The organism is Lacticaseibacillus suihuaensis (assembly GCF_054785075.1).
The window spans coordinates 62,548-78,501 of the sequence record NZ_BAAGBJ010000011.1; the positions used below are offsets into that span (position 1 = coordinate 62,548).

Annotated in this window: 16 protein-coding genes; 10 read left to right on the forward strand and 6 right to left on the reverse strand. The window is 64.1% G+C overall.

Going from position 1 to position 15,954, the window contains the following annotated elements; genetic code table 11:
- Window positions 1-22 precede the first annotated feature (22 nt).
- Window positions 23-550, reverse strand: a complete 528-nt coding sequence (locus tag ACYVRZ_RS10185) for a GNAT family N-acetyltransferase (RefSeq protein ID WP_461226587.1) — start codon at window positions 548-550, stop codon at window positions 23-25.
- Window positions 547-1,395 (reverse strand): RluA family pseudouridine synthase, encoded by an 849-nt coding sequence (locus tag ACYVRZ_RS10190; protein WP_461226589.1) that lies wholly within the window; start codon window positions 1,393-1,395, stop codon window positions 547-549. Before ACYVRZ_RS10190 ends, ACYVRZ_RS10185 begins: the two co-directional genes overlap by 4 nt.
- Before the next feature lie 121 nt (window positions 1,396-1,516).
- On the opposite strand from ACYVRZ_RS10190, the gene ACYVRZ_RS10195 reads away from it, so the two are divergent.
- On the forward strand, window positions 1,517-3,976 hold the full coding sequence (locus tag ACYVRZ_RS10195) for a TIM-barrel domain-containing protein (protein ID WP_461226591.1): 2,460 nt from the start codon (window positions 1,517-1,519) through the stop codon (window positions 3,974-3,976).
- Between the two features lie 105 nt (window positions 3,977-4,081).
- Here ACYVRZ_RS10195 and ACYVRZ_RS10200 read toward each other — a convergent pair whose 3' ends face one another.
- The 3 genes from ACYVRZ_RS10200 to ACYVRZ_RS10210 are packed head-to-tail and all read right to left on the reverse strand — an operon-like array spanning window position 4,082 to window position 5,047.
- Window positions 4,082-4,372 (reverse strand): DUF1048 domain-containing protein, encoded by a 291-nt coding sequence (locus ACYVRZ_RS10200; protein ID WP_461226592.1) that lies wholly within the window; start codon window positions 4,370-4,372, stop codon window positions 4,082-4,084.
- Window positions 4,369-4,725 carry a DUF1048 domain-containing protein gene (locus ACYVRZ_RS10205; protein WP_461226594.1) on the reverse strand — a complete coding sequence of 119 codons (357 nt, stop codon included), beginning with the start codon at window positions 4,723-4,725 and terminating at the stop codon, window positions 4,369-4,371. The genes ACYVRZ_RS10200 and ACYVRZ_RS10205 overlap by 4 nt, the downstream gene beginning before the upstream one ends.
- A 1-nt stretch (window position 4,726) precedes the next feature.
- Window positions 4,727-5,047 (reverse strand): PadR family transcriptional regulator, encoded by a 321-nt coding sequence (locus ACYVRZ_RS10210; protein WP_461226596.1) that lies wholly within the window; start codon window positions 5,045-5,047, stop codon window positions 4,727-4,729.
- A 126-nt stretch (window positions 5,048-5,173) separates the two neighbouring features.
- On the opposite strand from ACYVRZ_RS10210, the gene ACYVRZ_RS10215 reads away from it, so the two are divergent.
- Window positions 5,174-5,953 carry an alpha/beta hydrolase family protein gene (locus ACYVRZ_RS10215; protein ID WP_461226598.1) on the forward strand — a complete coding sequence of 260 codons (780 nt, stop codon included), beginning with the start codon at window positions 5,174-5,176 and terminating at the stop codon, window positions 5,951-5,953.
- Window positions 5,954-6,015: 62 nt separating this feature from the next.
- Here the strand turns inward: ACYVRZ_RS10215 and ACYVRZ_RS10220 are convergent, their stop codons facing one another.
- Entirely contained in the window at window positions 6,016-6,576 is a 561-nt protein-coding gene (locus tag ACYVRZ_RS10220; protein ID WP_461226600.1) for a hypothetical protein, read from the reverse strand.
- A 192-nt stretch (window positions 6,577-6,768) separates the two neighbouring features.
- On the opposite strand from ACYVRZ_RS10220, the gene ACYVRZ_RS10225 reads away from it, so the two are divergent.
- From ACYVRZ_RS10225 to abc-f, 8 genes are all read left to right on the forward strand, one after another.
- On the forward strand, window positions 6,769-7,158 hold the full coding sequence (locus ACYVRZ_RS10225; RefSeq protein ID WP_461226602.1) for a phage infection protein: 390 nt from the start codon (window positions 6,769-6,771) through the stop codon (window positions 7,156-7,158).
- Window positions 7,159-7,194: 36 nt separating this feature from the next.
- Complete coding sequence (locus tag ACYVRZ_RS10230; protein WP_461226604.1) at window positions 7,195-7,491, forward strand: hypothetical protein; 297 nt, start codon at window positions 7,195-7,197, stop codon at window positions 7,489-7,491.
- 250 nt (window positions 7,492-7,741) lie between these two features.
- The gene (locus ACYVRZ_RS10235; RefSeq protein WP_461226619.1) at window positions 7,742-8,710 is read left to right on the forward strand and encodes a LacI family DNA-binding transcriptional regulator; all 969 of its coding nucleotides are present in this window, start codon (window positions 7,742-7,744) and stop codon (window positions 8,708-8,710) included.
- Window positions 8,711-8,756: 46 nt separating this feature from the next.
- Window positions 8,757-9,923 carry a galactokinase gene (locus tag ACYVRZ_RS10240; RefSeq protein ID WP_461226605.1) on the forward strand — a complete coding sequence of 389 codons (1,167 nt, stop codon included), beginning with the start codon at window positions 8,757-8,759 and terminating at the stop codon, window positions 9,921-9,923.
- A 173-nt stretch (window positions 9,924-10,096) separates the two neighbouring features.
- A complete protein-coding gene (galE, locus tag ACYVRZ_RS10245; protein ID WP_262316027.1) occupies window positions 10,097-11,092 on the forward strand; it encodes a UDP-glucose 4-epimerase GalE in 996 nt (331 codons plus the stop codon).
- Window positions 11,089-12,549, forward strand: a complete 1,461-nt coding sequence (locus ACYVRZ_RS10250) for a UDP-glucose--hexose-1-phosphate uridylyltransferase (protein WP_461226608.1) — start codon at window positions 11,089-11,091, stop codon at window positions 12,547-12,549. The genes galE and ACYVRZ_RS10250 overlap by 4 nt, the downstream gene beginning before the upstream one ends.
- Window positions 12,550-12,790: 241 nt before the next feature.
- On the forward strand, window positions 12,791-13,999 hold the full coding sequence (locus tag ACYVRZ_RS10255; RefSeq protein ID WP_461226610.1) for an MFS transporter: 1,209 nt from the start codon (window positions 12,791-12,793) through the stop codon (window positions 13,997-13,999).
- Window positions 14,000-14,241: 242 nt separating this feature from the next.
- Window positions 14,242-15,780, forward strand: a complete 1,539-nt coding sequence (gene abc-f / locus ACYVRZ_RS10260) for a ribosomal protection-like ABC-F family protein (RefSeq protein WP_461226612.1) — start codon at window positions 14,242-14,244, stop codon at window positions 15,778-15,780.
- Window positions 15,781-15,954: the final 174 nt, after the last annotated feature.

Here is a 15,954-nt window from a genome sequence, read left to right on the forward strand (position 1 = left end):
GAAAAGAAAAAAATATTTTACATCACATTACGGCATTTTCGTTTTCATTTTTCAAATTCAAGACGAACACATCCTCCGCCTCCGGCCGCCCCAAAAGCGCGTCCGGCTGGGCCGGCAGCCGGTCCTGACAGGTGAAACCCAGCCGCCGCAGTAGGCCGGCGGAACGCTGGTTGCTGACCGAGACGAAGGCGTAGACCCGCCCGGTACCGCTGCGGCGCAGCTGGGCCAGCACCTGGGTCAAGGCGGCGGTCATCAGCCCCTGGCCCCAGTAAGCACGGGCCAAGGCGTAACCCAGCTCACGGTCCGGGGCGTCCGGCCCGGTGGCCGCCCGGGCGTAAACGCCGACTTGGCCGACCACCTGGCCGTCATGCACCACCGCCAGCACCTCCGGGGCGTGAGCCAGCCGGGCCTGGGCCGCGGCCAGGTCCGAGACCGGCAGCAGACCGGCCGGACCGCTCACCGCCGGGTCGCCGGCGTAGGCCAAAAAGGCCGCGGCATCGGTCGGCGCAATCGGCCGCAGCGTGACCGCCGGCAGCTGTCGCGCCATCATGAAAGCTCCTTGGGCCAATCCGCCGGCAGCGGCAGGCTCAGGTCGTGGCGCGTGGTCGTGAACGGGTCGGTGAAGGTCAGGTCGCTGGCCTGCAGCAGCTGGTGCGGCCAAGCGTCAGCGGCCTGGCCGTACAGCGGATCACCGACCACCGGGTGGTCGATTGCGGCCAGGTGAGCGCGAATCTGGTGGGTGCGGCCGGTGTGAAGCGTCAAGGCGACCAGGCTCAGCGGCCCCGGCGTCAGCACCCGGTAATCCGTGACCGCCGCCTGGCCGGCCGGCGTCACCACGCGGTGAATGCCGTCTTCGGCCTTGCCCAGCGGCAGGTCAATCACGCCGGTCGCCGGTTCTGGGGTGCCGACCACCACGGCCTTGTAGTGCTTGATCACCGTCGCCTCGTCCAGCAGGCTTTGCGCGAACACGTGCTTGGCCACCAGCACCAGGCCCGTGGTGTCGCGATCCAGCCGCGTCATGATGGCCGGCTGGGGCCCGTCGATGCCCTCACTCGCCAGGTAGGCGGCGACGTAATTCAGCAGACTTTCGGTCGGGTGGCTGGGGCCTGGCACGCTGTTAAGGCCGGCCGGCTTGTTGACCACCAGCCAGTTGTCAAGCTCAAGCACCACGGTGAGCGGCCCAGGGGTCGCTGCGACGCCGGTCGCCGGTGGCAGCTCGAAGCGCACCTTGGCGGCCTTAGCCACGCGTTCGTTGACGCTGGTCTGACGCCGGCCCAGCCAGATGGTGTGGGCGTCGGCCAGGCGCTTGTAGAGCCGCCAGCTGACCCCGTTGGCCGCAAGCAGGCGCTTGACGGTTGTTTCTCTTGGTGCCGTGAATTCGAATTGATAGTTCATGCTTCACCTCCGCTGACTCGATTATACCCAAAACCCCGCGGCTTTGCCGGTTTTTTGCGCCGTAGCGCGAGCAAAAACTCGGCGGCTGCGTTATAGTAGGGAAAACGCAGGAGGCAACATTATGATTGAAGATCCCAACGCCTTGGGACCCCTCACGCTAACGGCCGGGGCCCTGTACTTCGATTACCACGGCTGGCACGCTCGCCTGACCGCGGTCAACGACCACCTGGTTCGCCTAACCGTCACCGCCGAGTCGACCTGGCCAACTCACCCGAGCATCCCCGTCGCGCCGGAGGTGACCAAACACGCCGACGAAACCATCGCCACCGGCGGCTCCGGACAGCGCTTCGACGCCCCCATCGTGACGGCCGCGACCACACAACCGCTGACGCTTGCCGACGGCGGCGTGACGCTGGGCGACTACCGCCTGGTGCCAAGCAACGGACATCTGACCGTGCAGCGCAGCGCTGACGTCGTCTGCACCCTGTTTTTGCCGCAGCTGAGCGAGACGGCCTGGACCGCTCGCATCCGCACGGCGCCTTCGGCCAACTACTTCGGCGGCGGCATGCAAAACGGCCGCGTCAACCTGAACGGCCAGCTGATTCAGATCAAAAACGAGAACCGCTGGACCAAAGGCAGCGTGACCACGCCGGTACCCTTTTACTGGGCAACCACGGGCTACGGGCTGTTGGTCAACTCGTTCACGCCGGGCGAGTACGACTTCGCCGATCCGCGAGCCGGCGCCTACCTGACCCACGAGGACCCAATCTTTGACGCCTACCTGATTCTGGCGCAGACGCCCGCCGGCCTGATTCACGGCTACCATGAGCTGACCGGCAGCCCGGCGCTGCCGCCGGCCTTCACCTTCTACCCGGCCCACTTCAACGCCTACAACCGCGACTACTGGGTGCCGGTCACCCAAGACTCCGCCGGGGCGATTCGCTTCGCCGACGGGCGGTGGTACAAGGAGTACCAGCCGATTCGCAAGGAGACTTTCAACACCGGCTTTCGCGCCGGCGCCATCACCGTCGCCGGCGTGACCCTGGTGCCCAACGTGCCGGGCAGCGGCCACGTCGAATTCACCGAACCCGACGCCGATGGGATGCCGCGCCACGCCTTTCGCGAATCGCTCAACGGCGAGCACAACCGCCAGTTCTCCGCCCGAGCGGTGCTGGACCGCTACCGCGACAACGGCCTGCCGCTGGGCTGGTTCATCCCCAACGACGGCTACGGCGCCGGTTACGGCCAAACCGAGAGCCTGGCAGGCGACCTCGAGAACCTCGCGGCGTTTCGCACTTACGCCGCAAGCCTGGGCGTGACCACCGGCCTGTGGACCCAAGCGACCCTGACGCCCAAGGACCCGGCCGCCCCGCAAAAAGGCGAGCGCGACTTCGCCCGTGAGCTGGACGCCGGGGTTCGGGCAATCAAAACCGACGTCGCCTGGGTCGGCGAGGGATACACCTTCGGCCTCAACGCCGGGGCCAAGGCCGCGGCCGAGTTCACCAAGCGCAAGCTCCGGCCGGCCATCGTCACGCTCGACGGCTGGGCCGGCTCGCAACGCACCGCCATCACCTGGACCGGCGATCAGGCGGGATCGGACTGGGTCAACCTCGCCGCTCACATCGGCTCGTACCTCTCCGCCGGCCTGTCGGGGCTTTCCAACGTCGCAAGCGACGTCGACGGCATCTACGCCGGCAGCGACCCGGTGATTCAGACCCGCGACCTGCAATGGAAGGCCTTCACGCCGCACTTTTTTGCCATGGACGGCTGGGGCGATCAGCCCAAGCTAATGGGCATGCAACTGGGCGACCCTTACCTTGCGATCAACCGCGCCTTTTTGCAGTACCACACGCAGCTGGTGCCTTACCTCTACAGCCTGGCCGCCGCGGCGCGGCGAACCGGGGCGCCGGTTTTGCGCCCGACCTTTTGGGCCGAGGCGACCGCCTACACGCACAGCGCCGCGCTTGAGGACCAGTTTCTGGTCGGCGACGACTTGCTGGTCGCCCCGATTGTCAACGCCTATGGCCGCACCGCTGACGGCAGCCTGCGCGATCACCTGTACCTGCCGGCCGGCACGTGGTACGACTTTTGGACCGGGGCAGCCCTCCCCGGCGGCCGCACCCTGCACGATCTGACCACGCCGCTGAGCCGGCTGCCGCTATTCGTGCGGGAAGGCGCGATTCTGCCGCTGACGCCGCCGCACCTCACGCCGGCGGCACGGCCTTCGGACCGAATCATCGACTGGACCCCGGGCGTCGGCCGCTTCACGCTGGTGGAAGACGACGGCCAAAGCACCGCCGATGCGGCCGGCGAGCAGGCCCAGACCCTTCTGGTCGGCACCAAGCACCGGCTGATCATTCAGCCCACCACCGGCCGCTTCGCCGGTCAGCAGGAGCAAGTCACCTTGACCCTGTTCATCGCCGGGGCCACCACCGCAACGGTAACCATCGATGGCCGGCCCGTCGCAGTCACGCCGCAGGTCGGACCACGGCCGAACGACGTGCTGCACCGAAGCGCAAGCGGCCTGCTGCTCGCCCTGGGTCGCCAGTCGATTCGCAGCACCGTTGTCGTCACGCTATAACCCAACGCCAAAACAGGCTTGCCGTACAGACCGGCCCGATTGACAGCCAATGCTGCTGTTGTCAATCGGGCCGCCTGGGGCAAGCCTGTTGGTGTAACTGGGTCGTCAGCGGTAGTACTGGGCGAAAGTGGCCGCCGCGCTTGCCTCGATCAGACGGTCGGCAAAGGCCGCGACGTCCGGGCCGGTCACCGCCAGCACATCCTGTCCCGCCGCCGCCCCGTCTTCAAACAGCGCCAGGATGTCATCGAGCAGCGAAACCTGGGCGTTCCAGGCGATTGGGCCGACCTTAAACAAGTACTTTTGCAGCTCACGGTAGACGACCTCGTAATCGTGCGGCAGCGCGGACACCGCCGCCATGTGGTCGCGCCACGCTTTTTTCTCCTGCCAAACGCTCATGGCTGTCGCCTCCCCAGCTTCTTGTACACCGCGGCGTTGAGCTGGCGGCGCCAGCGGTCCTGCACGTTGGTCGCGCCGCTTGCGGCCCCGACCGAATCGGCAAAGCCGGCGATGTCGTCACCCAGCGCCTCTTGGACGCTGAGGCCATCTGCCGCGGCCTCGACCATCATGTCCACAATGCCGGCCAGAATCGGCATCAGGTTGCGGCCGGTAAAGTCGGCTCGCGCCATCACCGTCTGGTTGATGGTCTGCCAGGCCGCCTGGTAATCCGACGGCAGCAAGGCGACCCGGGCGGCAAATGCCGCCATCTGCCGGGTCATGTCGTTGCCAGTGATGCGGTCCCAAAAATTCATCTCACTCCCCCCTCAGCTGGCTGACGGTGGCGGCCAGGTGATCCCACCGCTGCCAAAAATCGGCTAGGTACTGCCGCCCCGCGTCGTTAAGGGCGTAAAACTTGCGCATCGGCCCCCTGGCAGACTGGCGCCGCGTCACGCTCAGCAGGCCTTTTTTCTCCAGCCGCAGCAGCACCGTGTAAACCGTGCCTTCGACAATGTCGTCGAGGCCGTGGTCGACTAGGTACTGCGTGATCTCGTAGCCGTAAGTCTCACCGCGGCTGATGCGTTCCAAAATGATGCCGTCAAGGGCCCCCTTGAGCAGCTCGGTCGAGCCGTTCATCTCATCGCCTGCTTTCTTTCGTTATGACCTCTGGTACATTATATTACTTAGTAGTCAGCATAACAAGGCGGTTTGACGCTGGGCGGTCCCATGAACTATGGTGAGCGTGAGACTGGAGGTCCCCATATGCAACAGACTGACATTCCTTACGGTCACGACCCGCTTCAACGCGCCGATTTGTACCTGCCGGCCCATCCCAACCAGGCGGCCATCGTCTTTGTTCACGGCGGCGGCTGGTTTCGCGGCGACAAAAGCCGCGAGGTGGCGCTGGGGCAAACGCTGGCCGCGGCCGGTTACCTGGTCGCCATCCCCAATTACCGCCTCGCGCCGGCCGCATTGTTCCCCGCCGCGCAAGAAGACCTCGCCGCCTTCTTGGCGTGGCTGGCCGCCAGCCCCTGGCCCTTTGACCGCTCCCGCGTCGGGCTGCTGGGGGCCAGCGCCGGTGGCACCATGGCGCTTTTGCAAAGCCAAGTCAGTGGCCAACCCGTCGTCGCCTGGTCGGCGCTGGTCGACTTTGCCGACTGGCTAGCCCACCACCGCGCCGTTCGGCCCAGCCCCGATGCGGCCACAACGCTTGGCTTGCACGACCCGACGGCGATTCACGCGGCCTTTTACAAGTACGTGGTGACGACCTACCTCGGCCCCGTCACCCCGCCGCGGCTGGTCGCCCTCACGCCGCGAGCCGGAACCGATTCGGCCCTGGGTCCCGCGCTGCTGTTCAACTCGACCGCCGAGCTGGTGCCGCTCGCCGGCCCCAAGCGCTTCGTCGCCCGGGCCCAGGCGGCCGGCCACGCCGTCGCCTTGCAAGTGGTCCCCGGCACCGCCCATGCGCGGCACTACACCGATCAGGCGCTGCCGGCCACGCTGGCCTTTTTCGCCCAGCACCTGCTGGCGCCCAATCCCTGACCCAACGCCAAACGGTGGCGACTCCTGAAATTGGGAGCCGCCACCGTTTTGTCGTCATCAAGTTATTGCGCGACGCGCGTCAGGGACAGCGGCGCGGCCGCCCCGGTTTGCCAGGCCAGTTGGCCGGCCTTCAGGGTCAAAAACAACGGATCGGCCGCCTGATCCGGAATGAACACGTAGCCGTTGGCCTGCTTAACCGCCCGGTAGCTGGTGGTGATGGGCGCCACACCCGGCTGCGCCACCGTCAGCTGCTTGGCCGTCAGCGTGATGGTCACGCTGGTGCTGTGCCACTTGCCGTAGTAGGCCGCAAGCCCGGTGGCCTGGCGGGACTTGGCCGCCTGGACCTTCTTGGCTGCCGGAGACTGCTTAACCGCCGCTGTCTGCTTGGCCGCCTGGGCCTTCTTGGCCGCCGCGGCCTGCTTGGCCGCCTGGGCCTTCTTAGCTGCCGCGGCCTGCTTGGTCGCCGGAGACTGCTTGGCTGGCGCGGCCTGCTTGCCGGTCTTAGCCGCCTTGCTGGTGACCGCGACGCCGGCCGCAGCGGTATCGGTTTGGACCTGCGCCTGACCCAAAACCCAGGTGCCAACGCCCAGTGTCACCAACCCGATCAATAACCACTTTTTCATCACGATCACTCCTTTGCCTTTGTTACAACCAGTATAGCACGGCGACATATGTTTGTAATCTTCTTGTCACATTCTTAACGAATGGCCGGCAGATTGCGGCGGCCGCACTCGCCAATTTGTTACAAAATCATTTCTCCATCGCAAAGTCGAACGTGTGTTTGTATAATTAAGGCAGCGAAGGGAGGGGTAGCGATGACCCGCAGCCATCGGCAGGATGCCCGGGCGATTGCCCGGTTTTTCGCTCATGATTACCGCGACCGCGGCATGCTCAAGTGGCAGGGTTTTTACCTGTCGGATCACACGGCGGCCTTGAACAAGGCCCAGGCCGCGGCCGCCAACCGGCCACAGTCCTTGCCGCTGCAGGACCAGGCCACCGTGCGAGAAGCGCTGGCTCAGGCCATGGCGACCGGCGAGTCCGTGACCTGCCAGCTGGAGGCCGTCGACGCCGATCTCGCCGTGCAGGCGCCATTCACCGGCAAGGTTCGCGGCTACACGGCCGACGACGGCGTGTGGATTGGGGGCCACCACGTGATGATTGCCGAGCTGCGTCACGTGACGCGGTTGGGTTTTGCCGTCAATTAGTGTACACTACGCCTAAACCCTACGAGGAGGTCCGAGATGACTCTGATTGCAATCCTGATCGACGGGCTGGCCGCCGCCGGCTACCACGTGCAGGCCACCGCCGGCATGCACCTGGCCGGCACCGTGTTTCAAGGCGTCTTGACGCTGGTACTGTTGGTGATGACGTTCAGCTACAAGGGCAAGCGGCTCGGGTGGTTCAACTTCAGCACCTGGGCGCATAATTTCACCTTCCGCTACGCCATCATCATTTTGTCGCTGCTGGTCAACGCCGTCTTGCTGTTCGTCTACGTGCTGAACGTGACTGGGCAAAACACCACGCTGCTATTTCACTAAATAATCGCCGCAACCGGCCAATCACCGGTTGCGGTTTTTTGTTGGGTGAAATTTAGTAAAACTTTTGTCCAGACTATCATTCCCGTCACGTCGGCAATTGCGCGGCGGTCGTTACTTGAATTCGCCAAAAATTTAGTAAATTTATAGTTCACTTTTCCCCATAAATTTAGTAAACTGTTCTCGAAGGTGAGCGGCGGTCTGCCGCCACCTGGCTTGGAAAGGAGGGGTCGCCATCGCCACCCTGAAAGATATCGCAAAGGCCGCTCACGTTAGCGCCGCCACCGTGTCGCGGGTGCTGAATGCCGACACGTCGCTGGCCGTCAGCCCGGACACCCGCCGGCGCATTTTCGCCGCCGCCGAGGCCCTGAACTACACGAAGCATCAGCGCCGGACCGTTCCCGCGGCCAGCACCATCGGGCTGGTGCAGTGGTACTCCGAGGCCGCCGAAACCAACGACCTGTACTACCGCGCCATCCGCTGGGGCGTTGAGACCCAGCTGGAGGCCGACGGGTTCCAGATCGCCCATGTGTTCGCCAAGGACGCGCTGCCCAGCGACACGCTGGCCGGGCTGATCGCCATCGGCAAGTACTCACCGGCCCAACTGGCCAACTTCAAGGCTCAGTCCAAGCCGCTGGTCATCGTCGACCAAGACACCCTCGCCCAAGAGATCAGCTGCGTCACCACCAGCTTCGGCGATCCGGTGGACAAAATCATCCAGCACTTCCTGGCCGCCGGTCACCACCGCATCGGCATGATCGCCGGGACCGAGCAAACCACCGACGGCGTGGCGCTGAGCGACGCGCGACTGGCCGCCTTCAAGCAGGCCATGCGTCGCCGGGCCACGCTCGATGAGTCGCTGATTTACCCCGGCGCCTTCACCATCGAAGGCGGCTACCAGACCATGACCGCGGTGATCGAAGCGCTCGGGGCCGCCTTGCCCCACGCCTTTTTCGTCGCCAGCGACACCATGGCAATCGGGGCCATCAAGGCGCTTCAGGAACACCACATTCAGGTGCCTGAACAAGTCAGCATCATCGGCTTCAACGACCTGGCCGTTGGCCGCTACATCAGCCCGAGCCTGAGCACGGTGCAGGTGGCGACCCAGCTGATGGGCATGAACGCCGCCCGGCTGCTCAAAGACCAGCTCGACGGCCTGGCCACCGCCCCGGAACGCATCACCCTGGGCAGTCAGCTTTTGCTGCGCGACAGCAGCGATTAATTCGGTTATCAACCTTAAAAACCGCACCACACTAAGGAGGAGCATCATGGATACACAGGAACTTCGCACCGGCTTCACCAGCGCCTTTGGCCACGCCCCGACTCACACGTACTTTGCACCGGGCCGCATCAACCTGATTGGCGAACACACCGACTACAACGGCGGTCACGTTTTCCCTTGCGCGATCAGCCTCGGCACTTACGCCGCCGTTGGGCCGAACACGGACAACAGCTTCCGCCTGTTTTCCGCCAACTTCCCGGATGCCGGGACCAAGACCATCGCCCTGGCCGAACTAAACACCGCCAAGGACGGCAGCTGGACCGATTACTTCAAGGGCATGGCGCAGGTCCTGCAGGCGGCCGGGGCCAACTTCACCACCGGGCTTGACGTCTACATTAAGGGCAATCTGCCGAACGCGTCCGGTCTGTCGTCATCCGCCTCGCTGGAGCTGTTGACCGGGATTATTCTGAAGGCAACCTACAACCTGCCGGTCAGCATGCTGGACCTGATCAAAAACGGCCAGAAGGTGGAAAACCAGTACATCGGCGTCAACTCCGGCATCATGGACCAATTCGCCATCGGCATGGGCCAAAAGAACCGCGCCACCCTACTTGACACCAACACCCTGGAATACGAATCGCTGCCGCTTGACATGGGCGACAACGTGGTCGTGATCATGAACACCAACAAGCGCCGCGAGCTGGCCGACTCCAAGTACAACGAGCGCCGCAGCGAGTGCGAAGAGGCCCTGCGCCGCCTGCAGACGCGCCTGGACATCAAGAGCTTGGGCGACCTGTCGATCAACGAATTCGACCAAAACACCTACCTGATCTACGACGAGACCCTGATTCGCCGGGCTCGCCACGCGGTGTTCGAGAACCAACGGACCCTGCAGGCCGCCGCGGCCCTCAAGGCCGGCGACCTGGCCAGCTTCGGTCGGCTGATGTCGGCCTCCGGCGTCTCACTCGCCTACGACTACGAGGTTACCGGCCTGGAGCTTGACACGCTGGTTCAAAACGCGCTGAAGCAAGACGGCGTCCTCGGGGCTCGCATGACCGGTGCCGGCTTTGGCGGCTGCGCCATCGCCTTGGTCAACAAGGACGCCGTTTCGGCCTTCACCGAAGCGGTCGGCGCCGCCTACCTGAAGGCGGTTGGCTACAAGGCCGACTTCTATGTCGCCGAAATCGCCGACGGACCACGCCAGCTGGACTAGTACACGGGTCTGCTGCCGCAACGCAAAAGCCGCTAGCTTGCGCCGCCATTGAGGCCCAATCCGCCGCTTTGACGCGCTACCAGCCCACTAAGTTCGCGGCACCTCGCGCTCTGTTGAACGGGCTCCCCGTGGCACCACCACTCGGGTCGCCCTCTCTTGAAAGGAGATTTCTCATGACTATTGCTGTTTTAGGCGGGGCCGGTTACATCGGCTCCCACACGGTTGCGCAACTGATTAAGCACGGCGAAGACGTCGTGGTACTCGATAACCTCATCACCGGCCACCGCAAGGCCGTTGACCCGAAGGCCCGGTTTTACCAAGGCGACATTCGCGACTACAAGTTTTTGAGCAGCGTATTTTCCAAGGAAAAAATCGACGGCGTCATTCACTTCGCGGCCTTCTCCATCGTGCCCGAGTCGATGAAGGACCCGCTGAAGTACTTCGACAACAACACCAGCGGCATGATCACGCTGCTTGAGGCGATGAAGCAGTTCGGCATCAACAAGATTGTCTTCTCCTCCACCGCCGCGACGTACGGCGAGCCCAAGCAGATTCCAATCAAGGAGACCGACCCGCAGATTCCAACCAACCCTTACGGCGAATCGAAGCTCGCGATGGAGAAAATCATCCACTGGGCCGACGTCGCCTACGGTATCCACTTCGTCGCGCTGCGCTACTTCAACGTCGCCGGCGCCATGCCGGACGGCTCGATTGGCGAGGATCACCACCCGGAAACCCACCTGATTCCAATCATTTTGCAGGTGGCCGCGGGGACCCGTGACGGGCTTCAGATCTTCGGCGATGACTACCCGACCAAGGACGGCACCAACGTTCGCGATTACGTCCACGTCGTCGACTTGGCCGACGCCCACATTCTGGCGATGGACTACCTGAAGGCCGGCAAGCCAAGCGACGCCTTCAACTTGGGCTCCGCCACCGGCTTTTCCAATTTGCAGATTCTCGAGGCCGCACGGAAGGTGACCGGCAAGGCCATCCCGGCCACTATCGGGCCACGCCGCGCCGGCGACCCAAGCACCCTGATCGCCGCTTCCGACAAGGCCCGGACGGTGCTTGGCTGGAAGCCGAATTACGATAATGTTGAGGCCATCATCAAGACGGCCTGGAACTGGCACGAAAGCAAGCCGGAAGGATTCGGTGACAAGATTTGACCGCTGTTGAACACCAACTAGACTTCATTTTGAAGCACAACCCGGATTACACCGAGCTGGACCGTGTTTTCCTCAAAAACCGCGTGTTGGCGCTGGTCGGCGACGCGGCGGCGGATTTCCCAGGGGCTCCGGATCCCCTAGCCAACCTGGACGCCTTGGTCGAGGCCGCCGTTCAAAACGGCAGCTGCGCCAACACCGTAGCCGCCAAGCAGATTCTCGAGGCCGAACTGATGGCCCTGGCCACCCCGCGGCCAAGCGCCGTGAACGCGACGTTTTGGGCGAAGTACCAGCAGTCGCCGCAAAGCGCCACGGACTGGTTCTTCAACCTCAGCCGCGCCAACAACTACATCCAGACCCGCGCGATTGCTAAGAACATCAAGTTCCCGGCTCACACGGACTACGGCGACCTGGAGATCACCATCAACCTCTCCAAGCCGGAAAAAGACCCCAAGGACATCGCGGCGGCGGCCAAGGCCCAAAGCTTCGGCTACCCGGCCTGCCAGCTCTGCCTTCAAAACGAGGGCTACCGCGGCCGCGCCGACTACCCGGCCCGCGGCAACCACCGCATCGTGCGTTTTTCCTTGGGTGGCGCGACCTGGGGCTTTCAGTACTCACCTTACGCCTACTTCAATGAGCACGCGATTTTCCTCGACACCGTGCATGAGCCGATGCACATCAACCGGCAGACCTTCACCAACCTGCTGGACATTGTGACGATGCTGCCGCACTACTTCGTCGGCAGCAACGCCGACCTGCCGATCGTCGGCGGCTCGATGCTGTCGCACGAGCACTACCAAGGCGGCCGCCACGTCTTCGCCATGGCGGTGGCCCCGGTAGAGAAAACGCTGAACCTGCCGGGCTTTCCGGCCGTCACCGCCGGCCGTGTCAAGTGGCCGATGAGCGTCATTCGCCTGACCTCAAGCGACCGCGGCCAGCTGGCCGCCGCGGCCGAGCACATCCGCGCGACTTGGGCGACGTACAGCGACGAAAGCGTCGACGTTCGCGCCGTCACCGATGGCACCCCGCACCACACCGTCACGCCGATTGCGCGGCGCGTCGATCAGGACTACCAGCTCGACTTGGTGCTGCGCGACAACCAAACCAGCGTGGCTTACCCCGATGGCATTTTTCATCCCCACCAGGACGTCCAGCACATCAAAAAAGAAAACATCGGCCTGATCGAAGTGATGGGGCTGGCTGTCCTGCCGGCCCGGCTGCGCCTTGAGCTGCAAGAGGTCAAGAAGTTTCTGCTGGGCCAGCCCAACGCCATGGCGGCGGCTCACCGGCCGTGGGCGATGCAGCTGCAGCAGGCCTTCGCCTGGACCCCGACCAACGCCGACGACCTGCTGAACCAGGCCGTGGGCAAGGTCTTCGCCCGGGTCCTGGAAGACGCCGGTGTGTTCAAGCGCGACGTAACCGGCCAAGCGGCGTTCGACCGCTTCTGCGCCGCGCTGTAACGTTGTTTTTGAAGCCAGCCGAATTGCGATTCGGCGGGCTTTTTTGCGTGCGGCGGGGTAGAATGGGCCTATCATCGCCTCACGGCAGGAAGAAGGCATTGCCATGACCGCAGACTTACGCGATTGGCCACTGCCACCCGCACCGGACCCCCGGCGCATGTGGCGCCTCATTAACTGGGAGCACACCATGACGGACGGCTAGTCATGGCGGCCGGGTGCTCCCGGCGCAGAAAGGATCCACGTGAAAAATCTCTATCAATTACTGGCGGTGCGGCTCTTGATCAACCTCGCCGACAGCTTGTTTTACGTCGTCACGCTTTGGAACGTCACCCAGGCGGCCGACACGCTCACCACCGGCGCACTGGTGGCGCTGTTCGCCCTGCCGGACGTGCTGGCGGTGTTCATCGGCCCGCTGATTGACCGCTTCGAGCCCCGGCGGCTGCTGGTGGTTGCAAGCGGGCTGCAGCTAGTCATTCAGCTGGTGCGGCTGGCGACGCTCACTCCGTTCAACCTCCCGCTGACCTACGCCCTGGCCCTGAGCAGCACGCTTGCGTCGAGCCTGACCTACCCGCTGGAGGATGTGCTGATACCAAGGCTCGCGCCGGCCAACCGGCTGGTGTTTGCCAACAGCCTGTTTGCGGTGGCCTACAAGACCGTCGACACCGCGTTCAACGCCGTGTCCGGGCTGCTCTTGTCGGCGCTCAGCTTCTTTGCGCTTTACGCCGCAGACCTCGGCGTGTTCGCGCTGGTGTTCGTGCCGCTGTTGGCCTTTCGGTTCCACCGCGGGCCTGTAACCGCCGTGCCGTTGTCCGCCAAGGCTTACCGCACGGAGCTGGCCGCGGGCTGGCGCTACCTGATCGGCTCACCGCTGCTGCGCGCACTCACCTGGCCGCTGGTCGCCATGAACGCGGCGACGGCGCTGGCCAGCGTGGCGATGCCCTACTTCAGCCAGGAATTCGCACGGCCGAAGCTCGTGTTCGGGCTGTTCACCACGGCGGAGGGCGTCGGGGGAATGCTCGGCGCGCTGGCGGTGACCGCAATCGCCCGCCGCGCCGGCGTGGGCAGGCTGATCAGCTGGCTTTTGGTCGGCGAGGGCGCCGCATGGCTGCTCGCGGTAATGGTTCACCAGGTGGCCGCCACCGCGGCGCTCTTGGCGCTGAGCTCGGCGCTCGGCAGCGTGTCCAACACGCTGTACGCCGGCCTGTACCAGGTGCTGCCGGACGCCACGCTGCTCGGGCGCGTCAACACGACGGTCGATTCGCTGATCACGGTCGCCATGCCCGCGGGCAGCCTGCTCGGCGGCTGGGTGCTGGCCGGCATCGGCGCGCGGTGGGGCATGGCCCTGCTGGGGCTGAGTCTGATCGGCGGCGCCATCACCTACTGGCTCAGCCGGCCGGTGATGGCGCTGCCGAAGATGAGCGCGGTGCGCCCGTTGCCCCGGCGCGGTTGACGCCCGGTCCGCGCCGTGATATAAATAAGTCAATTACGAAAACGGAGGTCACGCCATTGAAGTTCTAAGCGAGTTGTCTGAACCAAGCACGTCCCATCACTGCACCACGGGATTCGTGCGCCGTCCAGACGACCGCTAGACTTCTTCGGCGGGCCGCACAGCCCCCGGAGTCTCTGGGGGCTTTTTGTGTGGTCAAGCTACCACGCCCCCCGGTCGGCTGGACTCACCACAAGGGGGTCACCATGTCTAACATTACGATTTCACACCTCACGTTCGCTTACCCCGGGCAAGCGGACATCTTCACCGACCAGAGCCTGACGCTCGACTTGAGCTGGCACCTGGGCCTGAACGGCCGCAACGGGCGGGGCAAAACCACCCTGCTACGCCTGCTGCAACAAGAGCTGTCGCCGTCCAGCGGCCGCCTGAGCGTCCCGGTACCCTTAACCTACTTTCCGCAGCCGGTGGCGGACCCAACGCTTGACGCCTGGCAGGTCGCAGCCGACATCACACCGGCCGAGCTGTGGGAGGTACAGCGCGAGCTGTCCGCTATGGGCGTGGCCGAAGACGTGCTGTACCGGCCGTACCAGAGCCTGTCGGGCGGCGAGCAGACCAAGCTGCTGCTCGCGGCGCTTTTTGCCCAGACTACCGCATTCGCCCTGATCGACGAGCCGACCAACCACCTCGACGCCGCCGGCCGCCGGCAGGTCGCCGCCTACCTGGCCGCCAAAAAAACCGGCTACATCGTGGTCTCCCACGACCGTGACTTCCTCGATGCCGTCACCGACCACACCCTGACTATCGAGAAAAAGCAGCTGGTGCTGACCCGCGGCAACTTCGCCGCTTACAGCCAGGCCAAGGCCACCCAAGACCTTTCCGAGCAGGCCGAACAAGCCAAGCTCAAAAAAGACATCGACCGCCTCAAGCAAAGCGCCAGGGACAAAAAAGACTGGTCCAAAAGCCGCGAGGGCGACATCCACGGCGACCCACACGTCAAGGGGTCCGGTGGCACCGGCCACGACGGCTTCACCACCGCCCGGGCCGCTCGCATGATGCAAAGGGCCAAGAACCTCGACCGCCGGGTGCAAGGTGCGATCGCCGACAAGGAGGCGCTGCTTCAAAACGTCGAGTTCATCGACCCGCTCGCGCTTGATTACGTCCCCGACTACCACACCACGCTGTTGACCCTGCGCGACGTCACCCTGAGCTTCGCCGGCCAGCCGCTGTTTGCCCCGGTGTCCTTTTCCGTCAAGCGCGGCGAGCGGGTGGCCTTGGTCGGCCCCAACGGCGCCGGCAAGAGCTCGCTGCTCGACGCGGTGCTGCAGACGGCCGGCCGCACCACCGTCACCGGCCAAAAAAGCGCCACCTTCACCGGCACCGTGTCCGGTGAGATCACGCTGGTCAACACCGCCCAGGCCTTGGTGCGGCAGCAATACGCCGACAACCGCGGGTTACTGGCCGCTTTTGCCGAGCAGCGCCACTTGAACTACCAGGACCTCCTGAACAACCTGCACAAGCTCGGCGTCGAGCGCAGTGTGTTCACCACGCCGATCGAGCAGATGTCCGGCGGCCAACAGAAAAAAGTCGAGCTGGCCGCCAGCATGGCCACCGCCGCCGCCTTTTACCTGTGGGACGAACCGCTCAATTACCTGGATGTCTTCAACCAAGACCAGCTGATTCAGGTGATTCAGGCCGTTCAGCCGACGCTGTTGTTCACCGAACACGACCAACACTTCATCGATGCCGTGGCGACCAAGGTGGTCACGCTGCAGCTGCTGTCTTGACTGCACTCAAAAACCGCGCATTGCCCGCTGCCCCAGACTGAAATCTGGGCGCTACGATATTTGGAGTTGATAGGCTACTTGCCTGCCAGCTCCTTTTTCTATACCATTTAGTTTTCAGCACACAAACAGGACACCACACGGCTTCCTGTTCATCGTCCCGACCAAAGAATTCAG